The 19,559-nt window shown below is 63.1% G+C and carries 17 protein-coding genes and 1 tRNA gene; 8 read left to right on the top strand and 10 right to left on the bottom strand.

The window, feature by feature from the left end; all coding sequences use genetic code 11:
* Positions 1–29 precede the first annotated feature (29 nt).
* Positions 30–527 carry a MarR family winged helix-turn-helix transcriptional regulator gene (locus tag AC1D75_RS05795; RefSeq protein ID WP_495514335.1) on the bottom strand — a complete coding sequence of 166 codons (498 nt, stop codon included), beginning with the start codon at positions 525–527 and terminating at the stop codon, positions 30–32.
* Positions 528–619: 92 nt separating this feature from the next.
* Between AC1D75_RS05795 and AC1D75_RS05800 the strand changes: the two genes are divergently transcribed.
* The gene (locus AC1D75_RS05800; RefSeq protein ID WP_495514336.1) at positions 620–1,042 is read left to right on the top strand and encodes a Rid family hydrolase; all 423 of its coding nucleotides are present in this window, start codon (positions 620–622) and stop codon (positions 1,040–1,042) included.
* 21 nt (positions 1,043–1,063) lie between these two features.
* On the opposite strand, the gene AC1D75_RS05805 is transcribed toward AC1D75_RS05800, so the two are convergent.
* Positions 1,064–1,137: transfer RNA gene (locus AC1D75_RS05805), tRNA-Gly, on the bottom strand.
* A 125-nt stretch (positions 1,138–1,262) separates the two neighbouring features.
* Between AC1D75_RS05805 and AC1D75_RS05810 the strand changes: the two genes are divergently transcribed.
* Positions 1,263–3,062: an HNH endonuclease signature motif containing protein gene (locus tag AC1D75_RS05810; RefSeq protein ID WP_495514337.1), complete on the top strand. Its 1,800-nt coding sequence runs from the start codon at positions 1,263–1,265 to the stop codon at positions 3,060–3,062.
* A gap of 82 nt (positions 3,063–3,144) precedes the next feature.
* Positions 3,145–3,765 (top strand): class I SAM-dependent DNA methyltransferase, encoded by a 621-nt coding sequence (locus AC1D75_RS05815; protein WP_495514338.1) that lies wholly within the window; start codon positions 3,145–3,147, stop codon positions 3,763–3,765.
* A gap of 29 nt (positions 3,766–3,794) precedes the next feature.
* Here AC1D75_RS05815 and AC1D75_RS05820 read toward each other — a convergent pair whose 3' ends face one another.
* The gene (locus AC1D75_RS05820; protein ID WP_495514339.1) at positions 3,795–4,673 is read right to left on the bottom strand and encodes a sigma-70 family RNA polymerase sigma factor; all 879 of its coding nucleotides are present in this window, start codon (positions 4,671–4,673) and stop codon (positions 3,795–3,797) included.
* Positions 4,674–4,770: 97 nt separating this feature from the next.
* Here AC1D75_RS05820 and AC1D75_RS05825 point away from each other — a divergent pair, with 97 nt between their 5' ends.
* The 3 genes from AC1D75_RS05825 (at position 4,771) to AC1D75_RS05835 (ending at position 7,324) form a co-directional block, all read left to right on the top strand.
* Complete coding sequence (locus AC1D75_RS05825) at positions 4,771–5,232, top strand: carboxymuconolactone decarboxylase family protein (protein ID WP_495514340.1); 462 nt, start codon at positions 4,771–4,773, stop codon at positions 5,230–5,232.
* Positions 5,233–5,257: 25 nt separating this feature from the next.
* A complete protein-coding gene (gene dcd / locus AC1D75_RS05830; RefSeq protein ID WP_495514341.1) occupies positions 5,258–5,836 on the top strand; it encodes a dCTP deaminase in 579 nt (192 codons plus the stop codon).
* 75 nt (positions 5,837–5,911) lie between these two features.
* On the top strand, positions 5,912–7,324 hold the full coding sequence (locus AC1D75_RS05835) for a UDP-glucose dehydrogenase family protein (RefSeq protein WP_495514342.1): 1,413 nt from the start codon (positions 5,912–5,914) through the stop codon (positions 7,322–7,324).
* A gap of 4 nt (positions 7,325–7,328) precedes the next feature.
* On the opposite strand, the gene AC1D75_RS05840 is transcribed toward AC1D75_RS05835, so the two are convergent.
* Positions 7,329–8,060, bottom strand: coding sequence for a MerR family transcriptional regulator (locus AC1D75_RS05840; protein ID WP_495514343.1), 732 nt, complete (start codon positions 8,058–8,060; stop codon positions 7,329–7,331).
* Between the two features lie 343 nt (positions 8,061–8,403).
* On the opposite strand from AC1D75_RS05840, the gene AC1D75_RS05845 reads away from it, so the two are divergent.
* Positions 8,404–9,627, top strand: coding sequence for a hypothetical protein (locus AC1D75_RS05845; RefSeq protein ID WP_495514344.1), 1,224 nt, complete (start codon positions 8,404–8,406; stop codon positions 9,625–9,627).
* A 17-nt stretch (positions 9,628–9,644) separates the two neighbouring features.
* On the opposite strand, the gene AC1D75_RS05850 is transcribed toward AC1D75_RS05845, so the two are convergent.
* Positions 9,645–10,253, bottom strand: coding sequence for a TetR/AcrR family transcriptional regulator (locus AC1D75_RS05850; protein WP_495514345.1), 609 nt, complete (start codon positions 10,251–10,253; stop codon positions 9,645–9,647).
* Positions 10,254–10,372: 119 nt separating this feature from the next.
* Between AC1D75_RS05850 and AC1D75_RS05855 the strand changes: the two genes are divergently transcribed.
* Positions 10,373–11,974 (top strand): DHA2 family efflux MFS transporter permease subunit, encoded by a 1,602-nt coding sequence (locus tag AC1D75_RS05855; RefSeq protein WP_495514346.1) that lies wholly within the window; start codon positions 10,373–10,375, stop codon positions 11,972–11,974.
* A 3-nt stretch (positions 11,975–11,977) separates the two neighbouring features.
* Here the strand turns inward: AC1D75_RS05855 and AC1D75_RS05860 are convergent, their stop codons facing one another.
* The 5 genes from AC1D75_RS05860 to AC1D75_RS05880 form a co-directional block, all read right to left on the bottom strand.
* On the bottom strand, positions 11,978–13,489 hold the full coding sequence (locus AC1D75_RS05860) for a flavin-containing monooxygenase (protein ID WP_495514347.1): 1,512 nt from the start codon (positions 13,487–13,489) through the stop codon (positions 11,978–11,980).
* 29 nt (positions 13,490–13,518) lie between these two features.
* A complete protein-coding gene (locus tag AC1D75_RS05865; RefSeq protein WP_495514348.1) occupies positions 13,519–14,637 on the bottom strand; it encodes a PDR/VanB family oxidoreductase in 1,119 nt (372 codons plus the stop codon).
* Positions 14,634–15,509 carry a metal-dependent hydrolase gene (locus AC1D75_RS05870; protein WP_495514349.1) on the bottom strand — a complete coding sequence of 292 codons (876 nt, stop codon included), beginning with the start codon at positions 15,507–15,509 and terminating at the stop codon, positions 14,634–14,636. The genes AC1D75_RS05865 and AC1D75_RS05870 overlap by 4 nt, the downstream gene beginning before the upstream one ends.
* Positions 15,510–15,532: 23 nt before the next feature.
* A complete protein-coding gene (locus AC1D75_RS05875) occupies positions 15,533–17,326 on the bottom strand; it encodes an SDR family oxidoreductase (RefSeq protein ID WP_495514350.1) in 1,794 nt (597 codons plus the stop codon).
* Positions 17,327–18,078: 752 nt separating this feature from the next.
* Complete coding sequence (locus AC1D75_RS05880) at positions 18,079–19,332, bottom strand: pyridoxal phosphate-dependent aminotransferase (RefSeq protein WP_495514351.1); 1,254 nt, start codon at positions 19,330–19,332, stop codon at positions 18,079–18,081.
* Between the last annotated feature and the right edge of the window lie 227 nt (positions 19,333–19,559).

A 19,559-nucleotide genomic window follows, 5' to 3' on the forward strand; every position in this document is an offset into this window, starting at 1 on the left:
GACGGATGTGACAAGAGCCCACTCGACGATCAGGCGAGGTCGGCAGGTCGGGTGCGGAGTTTGGCGGCGATGCGGGCAAGTGCGCGCTGGTCGGCCGAGTTGAGCGGGTCGAGGACGAATTGGCGCACCGTGCGTACATGCGTGGGTGCAGCGGCTACGACCATCTCGTAGCCGGCGTCGGTGAGGGCAGCAATGGTGTAGCGGCCGTCATCGGGGTCGGGGTATCGCTCCACCCAGCCGCGCTGTTCGAACCGCTTGACGACGTTGGACAAGCGTGAATGCGAACCGTTGGTGAGGTAGGCGAGGTCGCCCATGCGCAGGCGGCGCTCCGGGGCCTCTGAAATGTGGCTCAGGGTCAAGTATTCGAAGAGTGTCAGGCCTGTTTCATGTTGCAGTGGTGACTCCAGTCGTCCCGGCAGGAGTAACACCAGTGCGACCAAGCCGGTCCACGCATCTTTCTCCTCCGCGCTCAGCCACGGGGGTTCGTCGTGGCTGTCCCCGATGTTCGGGGTCGCTGTAGTGGCCATGGGAGAACTATACCGAGACCCGGAATGACTTCACGTATGAAATGAATGGTGTTACCGTCATTTCACACATGAAATCAATGGAGAGGAATGACATGACCAAGCCGGAGTTCTTTGCGACCCCTGGTTACGGCGATACTCAGCTCAGGGAAATGCACTACAACCAGGCGGTCCGTGTCGGCGAGCGCGTCGAGATATCGGGTCAGGGCGGTTGGAACGACGACTGGATCTTCCCGGAATCGCTCGAAGACGAGATCGTGCAGGCATTCGATAACGTCGAGCGCACCCTCGCCACGGCAGGTGCCACCTGGAGTGAGGTGATCTCTGTGGACTCGTTTCACGTACCCGAGTCCTCCGAGTTCATCGGAGAGGTCCACAACCGGGTCATGGTGGAGCAGTTCCGGAAGCGGATGGGTGACCGCGCCCCCATCTGGACCGAGATCGGTGTTTCGGCGTTGGGTGCGCCGAGGATGCGCGTCGAGATTCGTGTCTGCGCCATTGTCGGGCAGGATGCTTGATCGCATTGGCTTGATATCTGGTGGAGCCGATGACGGGAATCGAACCCGCGTATGCAGCTTGGGAAGCTGCCGTTCTACCATTGAACTACATCGGCGCGCGGCCTCGAAGGCTGCGAGAGCGATATTAACAGGCATTGGTGCCGACGCCTGCGGCACGCCCCAAAACCGGCCGCACGCTGCACAAATCGATTTGTCGGTGGCTTGGTCTAGTCTCGAATGCATGTTCGATAGAAGCGCTGAGAAGCCGGTCGGGATCCCCGAGTTCGGACCCGTGGCGTCGTTGAGTCCGAACGAATTGCTGCGCGATGCAGAGCAGGCGCTGGTGGTGCAGGCTCGGATGGAATGGGAGCGTTACGCAGTGGCCGCCGAGCTGCATCGTCAGTTGGTGCAGCCCCATGCCGGCACCGAGGCCGAGATGCGGGCGACCGATCCATTTGCGGTGTGCGCGGCCAGGATTGGGGCGGCGCAGATGAGCACCCAGTATGCAGCCGAAATCCAGATCAATCGGGCGCTGGCGTTGCGTGATCGGCTACCGCTGGTCAATCTGGCGTTGAAGGACGGAAAGGTGGCCGCGCACCATATTCCGGCGATCATCACCCGGACCGAATTGATCGAGGGTTCAGAGCATATGGAGGATATCGATCGCGATATCGCTGAGCATCTGCGTCGTAGGGGGTCGTGGTCGAAGAAGCGGATGCGGGACATGGTCGATGCCAGCATCTTTCGCCGCGACCCGGGCCTGGTCCGCAACAACCGCGAGGACGCGAAGAACAATCGGGGAGTCTGGGGTTCAGCGGCCGAATATGGCACGGCCACGATCGACGCGCATGGCACCGCGGAAGAGATGGCCATGATCATGGCTCGCCTGGAAAAGCTTGCGATGGCGGTGTGCAAGGCTGATCCGCGGCGTAAGGCCGACCGGTTGGCGGATGCCCTGTTTTCGACGGTGATGGGCCGCGAGTTCCGATGTGAATGTCCGAACGACCCGAAGTATCCATGTACGGCTGACATCATCACCATTCCTGCCGACCAGTTGGTTTCGGGTGTGGATGTGAAGATCGTCCTGCACGTGATCGCCGATCAGGCCACTGTCGACGGCGCCGCAAACAACCCCGGATTCATCGCGAACCATGGTGTCATCTCTGGTGACCACGTTCGCGACATCGCCGCCCGCCCAGACGTCGTCGTACGACCGATCGGCAACAAGACCAAGCGGGCCAAGGTCGAGCAGGCCAAGACCAAGCAGGCCAAGACCGAGAAGGCCAAGACCGAGCAGGCCAAGACCGAGGGCACCACCGCTGGGCAGCCTGCCGGTTGCACGCCCCAACCAAACCGCAAGACGCGGCGATCGAAGAAGGCCAGGCGGGCGAACAAGATCAAGAAACTCCATGTGCAAGCTCCGCCCAACCCGGACCTCGCGGACTTTCCGGACTCGGCGAAGGACGTCAAAGAGCCTTTGGTGCAGACGGTTCCGCTCCCGGCAACCCGGCCCGGCGATGATTACCGGCCGTCAGCAGTACTCGACAGTTACATTCGGATCCGAGATGCCTACTGCAGGTGGCCCGGATGCGATGAGAAGGCCTGGGACGCCGACCTCGATCACACGCACGAATACAACCATCAATGTCCAGACGACGGTGGTTCCACGCATCCGTCAGAGATGAAGACACTGTGCCGGTTTCACCATCTGATGAAGACATACACCGATTGGCTCGACGACCAGTATCCCGATCCGAAGTCCGGGTGCCCCCGATTGGTGTTCACCACCCCGGAAGGGCGGGATTACGACGGTCCCGCCTGGACCGGCGAGGACTTGTTTCCCGCGCTACGGATGATCGTCTTCGACGAACACCGCGGTCCGTCGCGTCGGCCGCCGCCGGCAACGTCACCACCGACCCCGCAGCAACACCGCACGCAACCGCGTACCGCAGCCAAACACGCACGCCGCCAACAAGAACGGGTCCGCAATCGTCGCCAGCGCGAAGAACAAGAGCGGAGCATCCCGCCGGCGCCGTTCTGATGGGGGAGTGAACCACGCATGTGTGGACTGACCTGTGCGGAAGTACTTGTGTGGGCTCGCGGGTCCGGGAAGGATGTTCGCAATGACGCAACCTGGTTATGACGCGCTCGCGCAGGTCTACTCCGAAACGTTTCCGACGGCGTACCAATCTCCGCTCGAGCAGCACACGGCCGCGGCCTTCGCTGACCTGGTACTGCAGGGTCCACGCGGGGGCCTCGTGGTGGATGTGGGTTGCGGGCTCGGGCACGTCGCAGCAGATCTGTCCCGCCGTGGCCTGGACGTGATCGGAGTCGATCCGAGTCAGGAAATGTTGCAGATCGCCCGCCGCGAGCACCCCGAACTCCGATTCGTCCACGATGACGCCGAGTTGCGGTCTGTGGAGCTGGCAGACGAGCGCGTCATCGCAATTCTGGCGCGTTACAGTCTGATTCACGTACCGCCGTCAGAGATCCCGCCCGTCTTCGCCGGATGGGCGGCGAGAATGGAACCTGGGGCGCTCGTCGCGGTTGCCTGCCAGGCCACCGACGAGGTGGACTCGGTCGTAGAGTTCGATCACGTAGTGGCACCGGCGTGGCGGTGGCATCCGGACCGGCTGGCAGCAGCGCTGTCTGAGGCAGGGTTTGATGAACTGTGGCGCACGATCAGCCGCCCCGACGCAGATTATCGATTTCCCTTGTTTCACGTGGTTGCACGCCTGCGGTGACAGCGCCTGAAGCAATGGTGGCTGACGGGTCAGACGATGCCCGAGAAATCCATCCGCGCAATCCGTTCCGGATCGGAAACGATGTTCATTGCAAGCACGCGGTTGTCGGCAACGGTGAACGATGCGATCGCGGACACGTCGCCTCCGTCAAACGACAGCACACCGAACCCGCCGTTCACGCGCACCAGCTGACTGCGTGCATTCGCGGCCCGGTAGATGATCGCGCCGCGGGCAACGTGATCGGCGCCCACCAACTCCATCGGGGCCTTGTCGGCGGCATGATCGTTGCGCAACACGATGTCCGGGTCGAGCACCGCCATGAGCGCGTCGAGATCGCCGCCACGAGACGCAGCAAGAAATGCCTCGACCACCCGACGCTGTTCCGAGTGTTTTGGCGACCGTGGCGTCGCACCCTGCACGCGAGTTCGCGCGCGACTGGCCAGCTTCCTGGCGGCTGCGGGCGTCTTGTCGACGATCGGCGCGACCTCCTCGAACGGCATGGCGAACAGATCATGCAGAACAAATGCCAACCGCTCGCTCGGCGTGAGCGTCTCCAAGACGACCAGTAGCGCAACACTCACCGAGTCGGCCAGCACGGCCTGACCTTCGGGATCGTCCGCCGAGTCGAGCGGGGCCACAATCGGATCGGGTACATGGACGATGTCGAGCGACTCCTCATGGCGAGTCCGCCGCGACCGCAACATGTTCAAGCACACGCGTGAGGTGACCGTGGTGAACCAGCCGCCGATATTGGCGATGTCATCGGTGTCGGCGGCGGCGACCTTCAGCCAGGTCTCCTGCACCGCGTCCTCGGCCTCGGGCAGCGACCCCAGCATCCGATAGGCGACTGCGCGCAGGTGTCCTCGATTGGCCTCGAACTCGGTGAGCAAAAAATCGTCGGTGTCCATCGGTCACATATCCCTTCCCTCGGGTGTCAGAGCTATGAACCGCCCGACACCGCAGATGTGACATGCACATCGGCCGGGCCGATCCGAGGAGCCGACAATGTCCGCACGTATGACCAACCCAGCCACCATCCTGCCGCAGGCCGTCAAGGCCGTTCCGCATCTGCTCGGCGCGATCGATCAAGGTGGCGTTCCCGTGACGTTGCGCGAACTCATCATGCTCCGCGCCAGCCAGATCAACGGCTGCGCAGCCTGTGTCTACGGCCACGTCGCGGCCCTGCGTAAGGAAGGCGAATCCGACGAGCGCATCGACGCAGTTGTCGTCTGGCGCGAATCGCCCTTCTTCACCGACGCCGAGCGGGCCGCCCTGAACCTGACGGAATCAGCGACCCGGCTCGCCGATTCGCCTGGCAAAGCCGTTTCGGATGCGGTCTGGGACGAGGCCGCCGACCTCTTCGACGAAAAGGCGATGGCGGGGATCGTTCTGGCGATTGCAACCATCAATTTCTTCAACCGCATCAACGTGACGATTCAGGAACCCGCAGGCACGACGTGGAGCTGACTTCGGGAGCGGCTAACCTCGTCGTGTGCTGCTCTCCGACCGCGATATCCGTGCCCAGATAGCCGACGGCCGGTTGGCCATCGATCCGTTCGATCCGACGCTGGTCCAGCCGTCCAGCATCGACGTCCGGCTCGATGGTCTTTTCCGGGTCTTCAACAACACCCGTTATACCCACATCGACCCTGCTCAACGGCAGGACGAGCTGACAACCCTGATCGAGCGAACCGAGGGTGAGCCGTTTGTTCTGCACCCCGGCGAGTTCGTCCTCGGGTCGACGCTCGAGGTCTGCACCCTGCCCGACGACCTCGCCGGCCGCCTCGAAGGCAAGTCGTCGCTGGGTCGCCTGGGCCTGCTGACCCATTCGACCGCGGGTTTCATCGACCCCGGCTTCACCGGACACATCACGCTGGAGCTCTCGAACGTGGCAAACCTGCCGATCACGCTGTGGCCGGGCATGAAGATCGGGCAGCTGTGCCTGATCAAGCTGTCCAGTCCGGCGGAATCGCCGTACGGCAGCGCCGCGGCCGGATCCAAGTACCAGGGACAACGCGGTCCGACACCGTCCAAGGCCTACCTGAACTTCCCCCAGAAGCAGAACGACTGAGGGTTCCGCTGACGGTGGCCGACACGCCACCTGATCGATGCCTGATGGCCAACCGCGTTCAGTACCCACAGGGGTATGAACGTCACGGTATTTGGATGCGGCTACCTCGGAGCCACCCACGCTGCGTGTCTGGCGGAACTCGGGCATGACGTGCTCGGCGTCGACGTCGATGCGGCCAAGGTCGCCGGATTGCAGAACGGTGACCTCCCGTTCTACGAGCCAGGGCTATCGGATGTGCTGCGGCGCAACCTCGCCGCCGGGCGCCTGCAGTTCACCACCGACTACGACAGGGCGGCGGCCTTTGCCGACGTTCACTTCCTGGGCGTCGGCACCCCGCAGATGAAGGGCGAATACGCGGCGGACCTGCGCCACGTGTACGCCGTGATCGACGAATTGGTGCCGCGGTTGCACGGTGAGCACCTCATCATCGGCAAATCGACCGTTCCCGTGGGCACCTCGGAAGAACTGAAGCGTCGCGCGCAGAGTGCGGCGGGCAGCGGCGCCGAAATCAACAGCGGCGCCACGATCACGATTGCCTGGAATCCGGAGTTCCTTCGGGAAGGCCATGCCGTCGACGACACTCTGCGTCCGGACCGGATCGTGTTGGGGGTCGACGCCGACGATGCCGCGGGTACCGCAGAAGCCGGTGCTGTCGAAGTGAAGGTGCGCGAGCTCTACCGCACGATCCTGGCCGCCGGAACCCCGCTGCTGGTCACCGACCTCGCGACCGCCGAGCTGGTCAAGGTTTCGGCGAATGCCTTTCTGGCAACCAAGATCTCGTTCATCAACGCCATCAGTGAAGTATGTGAGGCCAGCGGTGCCGACGTGACGATGCTGGCCGATGCGATCGGGTTCGATGATCGCATCGGACGCCGATTTCTCAATGCGGGCCTGGGATTTGGTGGTGGATGCCTGCCCAAGGACATCCGTGCATTCATGGCGCGTGCCGGTGAACTCGGTGCTGATCAGGCCTTGACGTTCCTGCGTGAGGTCGACTCCATCAACATGCGCCGCCGTACCGCGATGGTCGACCTGACCACGAAGATCTGCGGTAACACTCTGCTGGGCAAGAACATTGCCGTTCTGGGTGCGGCCTTCAAGCCGGAGAGCGACGATGTTCGTGACTCGCCTGCACTCAACGTCGCCGGACAGCTCCAATTGAAAGGGGCAACGGTCAGCGTTTTCGACCCGAAGGCAATGGACAACTCCCGCAAAGTCTTTCCGACACTCACCTACGCAAGCTCTGCGCAGGATGCATGTCTGCAGGCCGATGCGGTACTGGTACTGACCGAGTGGACCGAGTTCGTCCACATGGACCCCGAAGCGCTGACACCGCTCGTCCGCAAGATGAACGTGATCGACGGCCGACGATGCCTGGACGCCGGTGCGTGGCGTCGGGCCGGCTGGATGTACTCGAGCCTTGGCGGCCCCGTCCGAGATCAACCCACCGCGTCGCGGCGTCCCGCATTGGCAGGGCCGCGCCCGTAGCGGGCTATTCGGGCTCTTTGTGCCCGAGGTAGTCGTCGAGTTGTTCGGCCAGATCGCGGTCCAGTGCGCGGTCGAGTGCATTGTGCGCGGAAATCGTTCCGGCCTGGCGCATTTCGCGGATCAACTCTGCGGCCCACTCGGATTCGGAATCGGTGTTCGGAATCCATCCGTCGCCGTGTTCCTTGGCCATGACCGTGCGTCCGGCCGAGATCAGAGTGGATGCGACCTGGGCCATGTCCGCCTCCACCTGGCCGTGCACATCGAGGAGCATCGACAGGGACAGCCCGAGCTTGGTGAGTCTGCCGAACGCTCGCACCGTTTCGCGGTCGAGCAGGGTATAGCCGTCATCGGTGCGCTCGATGAGCCCGTATTCGATCAGCTTGTCGTAGTGAGTTGGGTTGCCGGAGTTGAGCAATGTTTTGAGGCCTTCAGCGGAGATCGCCTCGGTGTGCGCCTTCGACCACGGCTCGGTGACCACCTCGCGAAGACCGAGGACATCGGCAAGATCGTCGCCGCGTTGCATCCCGTGCAGGAAGTCGCCGATGTGCCGGATGGTGAACCCGCGGTGCAAAAGGTCATTGATCACCTTCAACCGGGCCAGATGACTGTCGGAGTAGATCGCGATGCGACCACGCCGGGTGGGCCGGGGGAGCAGACCTCGATCCTGGTACCCGCGGACATTGCGGGTGGTGGTTCCCGCGGCTCGCGCCAGGTCGTCGATCCGGTACTCGGTCATCAGGCCGCTTTCGATCGAGCTGCATTTCGGATTCGTTCACGACAGGTCGAGGGTTGATTCTAGCGGAGCTGAACGGAACGTTCGCAAATGGCACAGTCGAGCATGAGAGGCGCGAAGTCGGGCTGATGAACGAGATAGCCGACCGATGCCGGCTTCAAATGCAACAATGTTTCCTGGTTCGGCGACTTGAGTTCGCACGGCAGGATGCCGTCGGCTGATCTGACTACAGATATCATCAGATTTGGTCGCGGCGAAGGTCCCGAAGGCGACAGTGCCGATGGCTCGGGCAGAATGGCGACCGACAACGTACGCAAATGTGAGTCGGTCACGGCGGGGGGCAGTGGTGGATCACGATCCGGGAGAGGCGCTGGCACCGGGCCGGGTGGTCTGGCTCGACGCAGCAGCGCTCGCGGATATCCGAGAGCTGCTCACAGCCACTCTTGGTGCCCTTGGGCCGGCCTTTGTGCTGGTAGAGGTCGACGACGGCGGTTTGCGCGGGGCGGCTGTGAATACCGAAACCGGCCAACGAATCATCGAACTCAACGACAACACCCTTGACTCTGCATCTTTCGATCGCGCGATTGCCGACCACCTGGTGCGCACCGGCAAAACGAAGTTGCCTGCAAAGCCCGAGTGGGCCCGCGAGCTGATCGGGCTGATGTCGCAGGCCAGGACGATGCTCGGAATCGCCGAGGCCACCTTTGTGATGGGCGAGCAGGAGGTCGGCCTGCTCCGGGTCACCAGGGCAGATGTCGAAGAGGCATTGCACCCGGCTGCGGTTCGGGCTGTCAGCGTGGCCCGGGCGGTGTCTCTGGCCTCTCCGAGTCAGATCTGTGCAGTGGTTGTGATGTCCCACGTCGAATGGCCGGGACTGCTCGGTGCGATGTCGCAGGCCTTCGATGGCCAGTTGCCGGTGCTGACGGTAGGTACGAGGCCGACACAGACCCGCGAGGGTAAGCATTCGCATTCGGGGGCAGGCAACCTCGACGGTGTTCCGGCGTTGACCCCCAACCGGGCACCCACGCCGGCCTACGTTCCGAAGACACGCACCGAACCGGCGCCGATGCCGGTGCAGCCACCGGAGTCCGGGGCGATCACCGACCCGCTCCCGGACCCGCTGCCAGAACCGTTTCCCGGACCGATCACGGAGCCCGCCCCGGTGTTCGATGCGCGGGCTGCCGAGCGCCGACGCAAACAGAACCGATTTGTGATGGCAGGCGCTGCGACGATCGCTGCGGTGATCGTGACCGGCGGAATCACTGCCGCTGTCGGACCGTGGCGGGAGGACACCACCGGCCTGGAGTCACAGCGCTATCTGACGGCACCGGCCACGAGTGATAGCACCACGACCACCACGAGGGCGCCGGCTTCCACGTCGGCGTCGTCGTCCGCCCCGTCGACGCCCGCGATCCCGCCGATCAACACCAAGGCCGCGCTCGCCCCGATCGTCGTCTACACCACGCCACCGCCGCCGCCACCGACCACGCGGCGCGTCACGCCACCACGGCCGCGGCAGAACACGATCCCGAACCCGATCCCCGGGCAGCCCCCGATCATCTTGCCCTGAGGGTTCGGTTCGATGAGTCAGGGCGCGACGCCCCGGCTGATCAGATCAAGGGTCTGCTCGTAAACGAGGGGCCAGTGCGAATTGGTACCGGGAGGTCCGCCGCCGTCGAACTCGCGGCTGTCGAGTTCGAGGCTGACGGCGCCGTGCACGCAGGCCCAGATCTGCAGTGTCAGGATCATCGGATCGCCCGCTCGAATCGTTCCGGCGGCCTGTCCGTGCCGAATGATCTCGGTCAGCGCGTACAGGGCGGTCTCCGCCAGGTCACCTTCCGGCTTGCACTGGCCGGAGAACATCAGGCGGTACAGGGTGGGCGACTGTAGGGCGAACTCGCGGTACGCCACGCCAGAACCTCTGAGCCGGGCTCGCGGGTCGGAATCGGCCACACCGCCGACCATTGCGCGTAGACGCACGAATCCTTCCGTGACCACTGCGGTCAGCAGGCCGGCTTTGCCATCGAAATGGTTGTAGACACCCATCGGTGCCACTCCGGCCTCGGTCGCCACTGCCCGAACCGTCAGACCTTTTTCGCCGTGTTCGTCCAGAACGCGCAGCGCGGCGGCCAAGAGCAATCCGCGCACGTCACCGGCCGGAGTTCTTGTTGCCGGCCCCGATGATCTGACAGCCACGACGTCAATCCTTTCACAGAGATTCTGGGAAACTCTTGACTCCGTTGTAGCACAGTGTTCTTCTTGACTAGAACAATGTCCTACAACAATAGATCGACCTTCTACTCGAGGAGCCTTCGATGAGTGACCGACCCCTGGTTGCGCCGGCGACCTCGCCGGCAACCGATAAGCGCTGGTGGGCACTTGTCGCCCTCTGTGGCGCGGTCCTGTTGGTGATGATCGACAATACGATCGTCAACGTGGCACTGCCGACCATCAGCCGTGACCTCTCCGCCGACAACTCAGGTCTGCAGTGGGTCGTCGATGCGTACACGTTGACCTTCGCGGGACTGCTCCTGACGGCCGGCCACTTTGCAGATCGCTTCGGTCGTCGCAGATTGCTGGTGATCGGTGTCCTGGGCTTTGCGGCGGTCTCGGTGGTTGCCGCCGAATCGCAGACGCTGGGGCAACTCATCGCCACCCGGGCCGGCCTCGGACTGTTTGCCGCGATGGTGTTCCCGGCGACGTTGTCGCTGCTGATCGGGCTGTTCCCCGACCTCAAGGAGCGCGCGATCGCCGTCGGCATCTGGGCCGGTACATCCGGTATCGCGGTGGCCATCGGGCCGGTCCTCGGTGGCTGGCTGCTCGAGCACTACTCCTGGTCGTCGGTCTTCTGGGTCAATCTGCCGATCGCGGCAGCGGTACTCATCGGTGTCGCGCTCGTGGTGCCGAGCGGCGGCAAGGCGCAGCCGGGTCCCTTCGATGCAATCGGTGCGATCGCGTCCATCGTCGGTATCTCGCTGCTGGTGTACACCGTCATCGAAGGACCGAACCACGGCTGGGGATCAGTTACGACGATTGTCGGATTCATCGGTGCGGCAGTCATTCTCACGCTCTTCGTGCTGCGGGAACTACGCGCGGCGCATCCGATCCTCAATGTTCGGCTCTTTGCCAACAGGCACTTCTCTGTTGCTTCCGGGTTGATCGCGGTCGCGTTCTTCAGTCTGTTCGGATTCATCTTCCTGATCACCCAGTACTTCCAGGCGGTCAAGGGATATGGCCCGCTGTCGGCAGGCCTTCACACGCTCCCGTTTGCGGTGGTGATGGCGGTGTTCTCGCCGCTGGCAATGATTCTGGCCCGGCGTCTGGGACCCGGCCGGGTCGCCGCCCTCGGGTCGGCGACGATGGCCTGCGGATTTGCATTGGTCCTGCTTGCCGGACGGGAGGCTTCGTACTGGGGGCTGATCATCTGGTCGATGAGTTTGATGGCGATGGGGCTCGCACTTGTTCAGGGCCCGGCGACCAACATCATCACCAATTCTCTGTCCGCGGAACAGACCGGCGCCGGATCGGCGGTCAACGACGTGACCCGGGAGATCGGCGGAACGCTGGGCGTGGCAGTCCTCGGTTCAATCCTCACCTCGATGTACACCGCCGAGATCGGAACCCAACTCGACAATGTTGGTCTACCACCGGAAGCTGTTGATGCAGCGCAGAACTCGGTGATGGCCGGCGTCCAGATGGCCTCGGACATCGGCGGCCCGTCGGGTCAGCAGATCCTGGTGACAATTCAGGACGCATTTGTCGACGGGCTCCACACATCTGTCATCGCAGCGATAGCCGCCGCCGGACTGGCAGCGCCGATCGCATGGTTCACGCTGCGGGGCAAGCAACTCGGCGACGCCGTTGTGGCCGAGAGCGTGGAAGAGGATGCGGCGTCTGAGATTGTGACATCCCGTTGAACGTCAGGCCGAGTATTCGTAACCCTCTTTGAGGGCCTTGCGGAGTGAGAGTGCCGACTCGATTCGGGAGGTCGGTCGAAGGTAGGGCGAATCGCCCTGGGCGTTGATGTAATACGTATTCGACCCGGCGCAGCGCGGACTTGCAAAGACCGTGCTGCGCACCTTTTTGCGCATCTTCTCCACAAACTCGGTGGTCTGCTCGTCGGTGGCACTGACCCGCGACGAACCCGACTGCACGGCCTTGGCCACCACCTGCACCGCGTGGGTGACACACAGATCGATGGTGTCGAACCACGAGAAACCGATGACACCGTACGGTCCCGGCGCAAGGAACAGATTCGGAAAGCCCGGAACGGCGATGCCCTCGTAGGCATGCATCCGCTCGGAATCCCATGTCTTGGAGAGGTCTTGGTTGCCGACCCCGGTGATCTGATAGGGCAGGTCGAAGATCTTGAAGCCGGTTGCCAGGATCAGTGTGTCGATGTCGAGGGTGCGACCGTCGGTGAATTCGATTCCCGTACCGGTGATCCGGTCGATCGACGCGGTTTCAAGATCGACGTTGTCCCGGTTGAACGTGGGAAAGTAGTCGTTGGAGAAGGACGGACGTTTGCACGCGTAGCCATAGTGCGGGGTGAGTTGCTCGCGCAGACGCTTGTCTTTCACCTGGCCGCGCAGATGCCGTTGACACAACTTCTCCACGCCACGGGTGATGGCCGGTAGCTGTTTGTTGTAGACGACGCCGATCGTCTCCGAGATCTCGAATGTGGTGTCGATCAGAAAACGCGGCAACAGTTGGAGTTTGGGGACTCGTCGGTAGATGTTGCGGAGGAATCCGGGGATGGGTGCATTGGGCTTGGGAAGGACCCAGATCGCGGTGCGTTGCAACACGGTCAGATGCTGCACCTGCGGCGCGATGGTGGGGATGATCTGGATCCCGGTGGCGCCGGTGCCGATGATTCCGACCTTCTTTCCGGTCAGGTCGTAATCGTGGTCCCACGATGCAGACCGCAGAACCTTGCCCGAGAAGTTCTCCAGGCCAGGAAGATCCGGGGTGGCGGGTGTCGACAGTGCGCCGTGGCAGGAGATCAGGAACCGCGCGGTGACGGTGTCGCCGGAGGCGGTGGTGATGGTCCACAGGTCGGTGGCCTCATCGAAGTCGGCTGCCGTGACCGGCGTCCCGAAACGGATGTGCCTGCGGATACCGTAACGCTCGGCGATGTCGCGCGCATACTGCAAGAGCTCTGATCCGGGGGCGAAGACCTGCGACCAGTCAGGGTTCAGCGCGAACTTGTATGAATAGGTGACCGAGGGAATGTCGACCTCGACGCCGGGATACTGATTGGCGAGCCAGGTGCCGCCGACATCGTCGTTGCGGTCGAAGATGATGTAATCGTCGATACCGCGTTCCTGCAACTTGATTCCGGCGGCCAGCCCACCGAACCCGGCGCCGATGATCGCGACGGTGTGGTCAGGTGCAGCGGAGTGATCACGTTGCGGGGTGTCGGCTGACGCCATGAGAGCCTCCTGGGCTGGATGGTTGAAGACTAGAGGTCGAGGCGGAGATGGTCGCCTGCGGCGCGGGATACGCAGGTGAGCATCACGCCGGCTTCACGTTCGGGTTCGGTGAGGATGTTGTCGCGGTGATCCACCTCGCCCGCGAGTACCCGGACCTTGCAGGTTCCGCAGAAGCCCTGCTGGCATGAATAGGGAACGGATGGCAGCTCGCGGCGGATCGCGGCCAGGGCGGATTCTGTTGCGCTGACCGGGATCTGCTGTTCAATCGAGTTGAGACTGACCGTGAACGGCCTCCCATTGTCCACCGGTGGCGGACTGAACCGCTCGAAGTGGAGTTCTACGTCGCCACGTCCGAGCAATTCCTTGCGGATCGAGTTGAGCATCGGTGGTGGGCCGCAGCAGTACACGGCGGTCCCGGCCGGGATCGGCCCCAACAGGTCTGCGGCGCTGGGTAGTCCGTGCCGGTCGTCGGTGCGGATCGTGACCTTGTCGCCGTAGTCGGCGAGTTCTGCGAGGAACGGTAGCGAATCGGCACTGCGGCCGGTGTAGACCATCGACCAATCCAGTCCGAGACGTTGCGCCGCGCCGAGCATGGGCAGAATCGGTGTGATCCCGATGCCGCCTGCGACGAACCGCAGTTTCTTGGCCGGTGAGCCATGGCCAGGTGCAGCAAGCGGAAATGCGTTGCGCGGACCCTTGATCCGGACCGAGGATCCCACACCGAGGGTGTCGTGGACCTCGATCGATCCGCCACCGCCCTCCGGGATCCGCCGGACCGCGATGCGATACCGGTGGCGGTCGGCCGGGTCTCCACACAGCGAGTACTCCCGCATTCGGCCAGACGGCAACAACAGGTCCAGATGTGCCCCGGCATACCAGGGCGTCAGTTCACCGCCATCGGGTGCGGCCATGGTCAACGCGACCACATTGTTGTCATGCGCGACCACCTCGCGACCGACGACTTCGAGCGTGGTGACGCGACCGGTCTGATCGGGAATGTTCAGGTGAGTGAACCTGCCCCACAACGGAAACCAGACCTTGCCGATGGCGCTGGCAACCCGCATCGCGGGATCGTGCTGATACCGGCCCCGCAGATGTGGGGGCGCGGCGGTCATCGTGGTGGTGTGCTCGAGGCGACGCTGATTCACTTGTGCGCAGCCCTTGCTGCCGGCGACGACGCTAGATAGGCGACGGCCTGCGCTGTGGATCCGACCTGGGTCGGCCGGAACGACGGTTTGAAGTAGGTGAAGGTGGCGAAGACGATCGATCGCACCGTGGGTAGCAGTCCCTTGCGGGCTCCCCGGAAGTATCCGAGCATCGTCTTTCGGTAGCCGATCTTGCCGGTCGGATCATTGACGGACAGGAATCGGGTGCCGCGATGGATCACGAACAACAGAGCAGGTAGTACGGCAAGCATTGCCCGGCCGCGCTTGAGATAGCTGTCACCGAAGTACGTGGCCACGTCGTGGGCGACCTCGCGGTGTTCCACCTCTTCGGCGCCGTGCCAACGGAACAGATCCGCCATCGCCGGGTCGGCGTTGTACTCGGTCCAGGTGTTGTTGAGGGAGAAATCGCCCAGGATGGCCGTGTAGTGCTCGATGGCCGCGATCAACCAGAGGCGCTCGACCAGATGTTTGTGCCGCACTTCGGCATCCGGATGCTGCGATGGCCCGAGTACCTTGCGGAACACCCATTCCATCTGCCTTTGGAAGGGTGTTGGATCGAAGCCGCGCGCTTCCATGAACTCCCACAGCACGCGGTCGTGGGTTTCGGCGTGCATCGCCTCTTGGCCGATGAATCCGCGCATGGCCGCTGCGAGTTCTTCGTCCTTCACCAGCGGCACGGCCTCGTTGTACGTCTGGACGAACCAGCGTTCCCCCTCGGGGAGCAACAGGTTGAGCATGCTGACCACATTGGAGGGGACCGGGTGGTCCGGAATCCAGTGCAGAGGTGTGTCTTTCCAATCGAACTCGACATTGCGGGCGTGGAGTTCGACTGGTCCCGGATCGAAGTTGTACATCTGGTCCTCCCGAAGTGCTGGCGCTAAAAGAGTTTGGTGCGGGCCATCCGGCGCGACAGGGCGGGAACAAAGCGGTAGATGCGGTAACCGATCTTTGCTTCGATGGTCACCGGAACCACGGCCTTGTTGTCGGTGATGGCCCGGAGGATCGCGGTGGCCACCCGATCAGGGGTGAAGCCGCGTCGTTTGTAACGTCCACTCATCTTGTCCTGCAACCGCTTTTCGGCATCTTCGGTCACACCGGCGAACTCGGTGGCGGAAACGATGTTGGTGTCGACGATGCCGGGACAGATTGCCGATACGCCGATGCGGTGCTCGGCAAGCTCGGCACGCAGCGATTCGGAGAACATCAAGACGCCGGACTTGGTGGCGGCATAGCCGCCCAGACCTTGCTGCGGCATGAACGCGGCGGCCGAAGCGAGGTTCACGATGTGCCCGCCGAGGCCGCGTTCGACCATCTTGCGGCCGAACACCCGGCTACCGGTGATGACACCCATCAGGTTGATGTCGACGAGGCGCCGGATCTGTTCGTCGGTGGCGTCGAGAACGTGCCCGGCCAAACCGATTCCGGCGTTGTTGACCATCACGTCCGCGACACCGTGTGTTTTGGTGATTTGCTCACCGAACTCGGTGAACGCGCTCGTATCGGCCACGTCGAGTGCGTAGGCATGTGCGGTGCCGCCGGTGGCGGTGATCTCCGCGGCGGTCTCTTTGGCAGCATCGAGATCAATGTCGGCCAGCACCACTTCGGCCCCGTTCTCGCAGAGCAGGTAGGCGGTCTCGCGTCCGATGCCGCTGCCGGCTCCGGTGATCACTGCGAGTTTGCCGTTCAGCGATCGATGCTCACCGTTCTGGCGGGCACGCGCGATGGTCGGTGACATATCGTCTCCTCGTATCGACTCGATGAACTGGGTTGCGATGTCGGCCAGGTATCCGGGGTTGGTGTAGGGCAGCCAATGTCCGGTAGGAGTGTCTTTGCGCCACAGTCGATCTGTGAACTTGTACGTATTGGTGAAGATCGCGCTGCGCAGAGCCACATCGCGGGTGTTGACCACCTCGAAGACGGGAACCCTGGTACTGCGTGGGTCGGGGTTGGTGATCCGATGGCGGATGTTGGCGCGGTAGTAGCGCAGGCCAGACACTGCGTCGGCGCGGAATGTGGGCGCCAGGGTCATGTTCTTGGGGTCGGTTCCCTCGATTTCGGTGAGGAATCGATGCCAGACCGGAGCGTGTAAGCCGATGCCGAACAGGACATTCGGTACCACAGGCAACTGGAAGACCACCGTGTAGGCAGAGGAGACGGCCTGAGACAGGGCCTGGCCCAACGACTTCGGCGTGGGTCGGCTCAGGCGTTCACGGGTCCACAGACCCAGGTGGTCGAGATTGGGGCCGGACACCGAGACGAACGACGCGATGCGCGTTTCGGCATCGGGCGTGGTGACGGCCTCCCAGGTCTGTACCGAACCCCAGTCGTGGGCAACGACATGAACGGGACGATCCGGGCTCACCGCGTCGATGACCGCGAACAGGTCGGCAGCGAGTTCAGGCAGCCGATACGGTGCATCGCCCTGCGGCCGGTCGCTCTCGCCGTAACCGCGGGTGTCGTAGGCGACCACGTGATAGCGCGATTCCAGGTCTGCCGCGACCAATGTCCAGAGGAGATGGGTGTCGGGCCATCCGTGCACCAGGACAACGGTGGGACGGTCGGCCGCGGGTTCCCCCAACTCGAAAACCGCCAGTCGGACCCCGTCGCGGACAACCGTCCGTCGGCGCCATACGACCGGTGGTGCGGACCGTTCGCTATCGATAGCGGTCATCAACTCCCCTTTGAGTTCGCCGTGATGCATTAGACGTTACCAGCAGTCACATATAAATCAAGGGGCCTGACCTGGGCATCTCGTCGAAACTGCAGTTGTGAAGAGATCTTCTCGGCTGAGGAACGCTGTTGCGCGCGGGCTTTCTGACCACACATGAGCTCCGCAAAGATTTCGTGGCGGTCTATCGCGGGGTGTACGTACGGCGCGGTCGCGCGATCAGCTTGCGCGTGCGCACCGAAGCAGCTGTGGTGTGGTCCGGTTTGCCGGTCACTGTGGCCGGGTTCGCGGCTCCTGCGCTTCATGGCAGCAAGTGGGTCGACGAAGGCACCCGGTGGACCTCAATCGCCCTGCGCGGCGCGCTGTTTCCGGGATCGTCGTTACTGAGGAGCGACTGTTCGACGACGAGGTCTGCCAGGTGGATGGTCGCATCGTGGCGCTCGCGGACTGCGCCAGTTGCATGAAGTGCTGGCGCTGGTCGACGGTGGGGCGGAGTCGCCGACCGAGACCCGAACTAGATTGTTGCTCATCAGGTTTGGGCTACCGATGCCCGAGACTCAGATCGAGATCGTCGATGAGTGCGGCCGCGCATACATCCGTCTCGACATGGGCCGGCGTAAGTGGAAGGTCGCGGTCGAGTACGACGGTGAACATTACTGATCGAGGTCCGCGAGGCCTTATGTGAGGCATCGGGTCTGCAGTTGTGAAGGACTCTTCTCCGGCGATGCCTTCACAACTGCAGACTCGATCACCGACTACTGCTTGTAGCTCGCCAGGAAGTTGCCGAGGCGGTCGATGGCGTCGGAGAGATCGCGGGACCAGGGCAGCGTGACGACCCGGAAGTGGTCCGGTCTGGGCCAGTTGAAGCCCGTTCCTTGGACAACCAGGATCTTCTCGCGCAGGAGAAGGTCCGTGACGAACTTCTCGTCGTCGTGGATCTCGTGCACCTCGGGATCGATCCTGGGGAAGGCGTACAGCGCGCCCATCGGCTTCACACAGCTGATACCGGGGATCTCGTTGAGCTTCTCCCAGGTGATGTTGCGCTGTTCGAGTAGGCGTCCGCCGGGAAGGACGAGGGCATCGATGCTCTGGTAGCCGCCGAGCGCCACCTGAATTGCGTGCTGGCCGGGCACATTTGCACAGAGGCGAGTCGATGCGAGCATCTTCATGCCGTCGACGAAACCCTTGGCGTGATCTTTGGGCCCGGTGATGGCGACCCAGCCGGCGCGGTAACCGCAGACGCGGTACGCCTTGGACAGCCCGTTGAAGGTGAGGCAGAGCAGGTCCGGCGCGAGCGAGGCGATATTGATGTGTTTGGCCTCGTCGTAGAGGATCTTGTCGTAGATCTCGTCGGCGAGGATCAGCAAGGAATGCTTGCGCGCCAACTCGACGATCTCGGTGAGGACCTCGCGCGAGTAGACCGCGCCCGTGGGGTTGTTCGGGTTGATCACCAGCAGTGCCTTGGTGCGCGGGGTGATCTTCGCTTCGATGTCGGCGATATTCGGGTTCCAGCCGTTGTCCTCGTCGCACGCGTAGTGCACGGCCTTGCCGCCGGACAACGCTGTCATCGCGGTCCACAGCGGATAGTCCGGCGAGGGGATCAGGACTTCGTCGCCGTCATCGAGCAGCGCCTGCATGGTCATGGTGATCAGCTCGGACACGCCGTTGCCCAGGATCACGTCGTCGACGTCGAAGTAGGGGAAGTCGGGTAGGAGCTCGTATCGCGTCACCACGGCCCTGCGGGCCGACAGGACGCCCAGCGAGTCGCTGTAGCCCTGCGAGTAGGGGAGAGCGTGGATCATGTCGCGCATGATGACGTCAGGGGCCTCGAAGCCGAACTGGGCAGGATTGCCGATGTTCAATTTGAGGATCCGATGACCCTCCGCCTCGAGGCGGGCCGCGTGGGCGGTGACGGGTCCGCGGATCTCGTAGGCGACATTGCGAAGCTTTGCCGATTGTTCGAGTGGTTTCAGGTCGCGGTAAACATGCGAAACGTGTGGTCTGCTCACGTCCTTATGGTGCCAGTACCGGGCAAGTGGGTTTCAGGCTGCGAGGGGTATTGCCCTCGAAATCGCCCCATTTTTGTCTGGTAACCCCCAAAAATTGCAGCTGTAACGGGGATTGGACGCCGTCGCGTTGCATCGAAAACGGCAGCGGCCGCCGACTTGGCGTTGTATTTCGCCAAAAACAGCGGCCGCGACCACGTTCCATGTGAAGTTTCTCTCACTTTTTGCCC

The organism is Williamsia sp. Y712 (genome assembly GCF_059445525.1).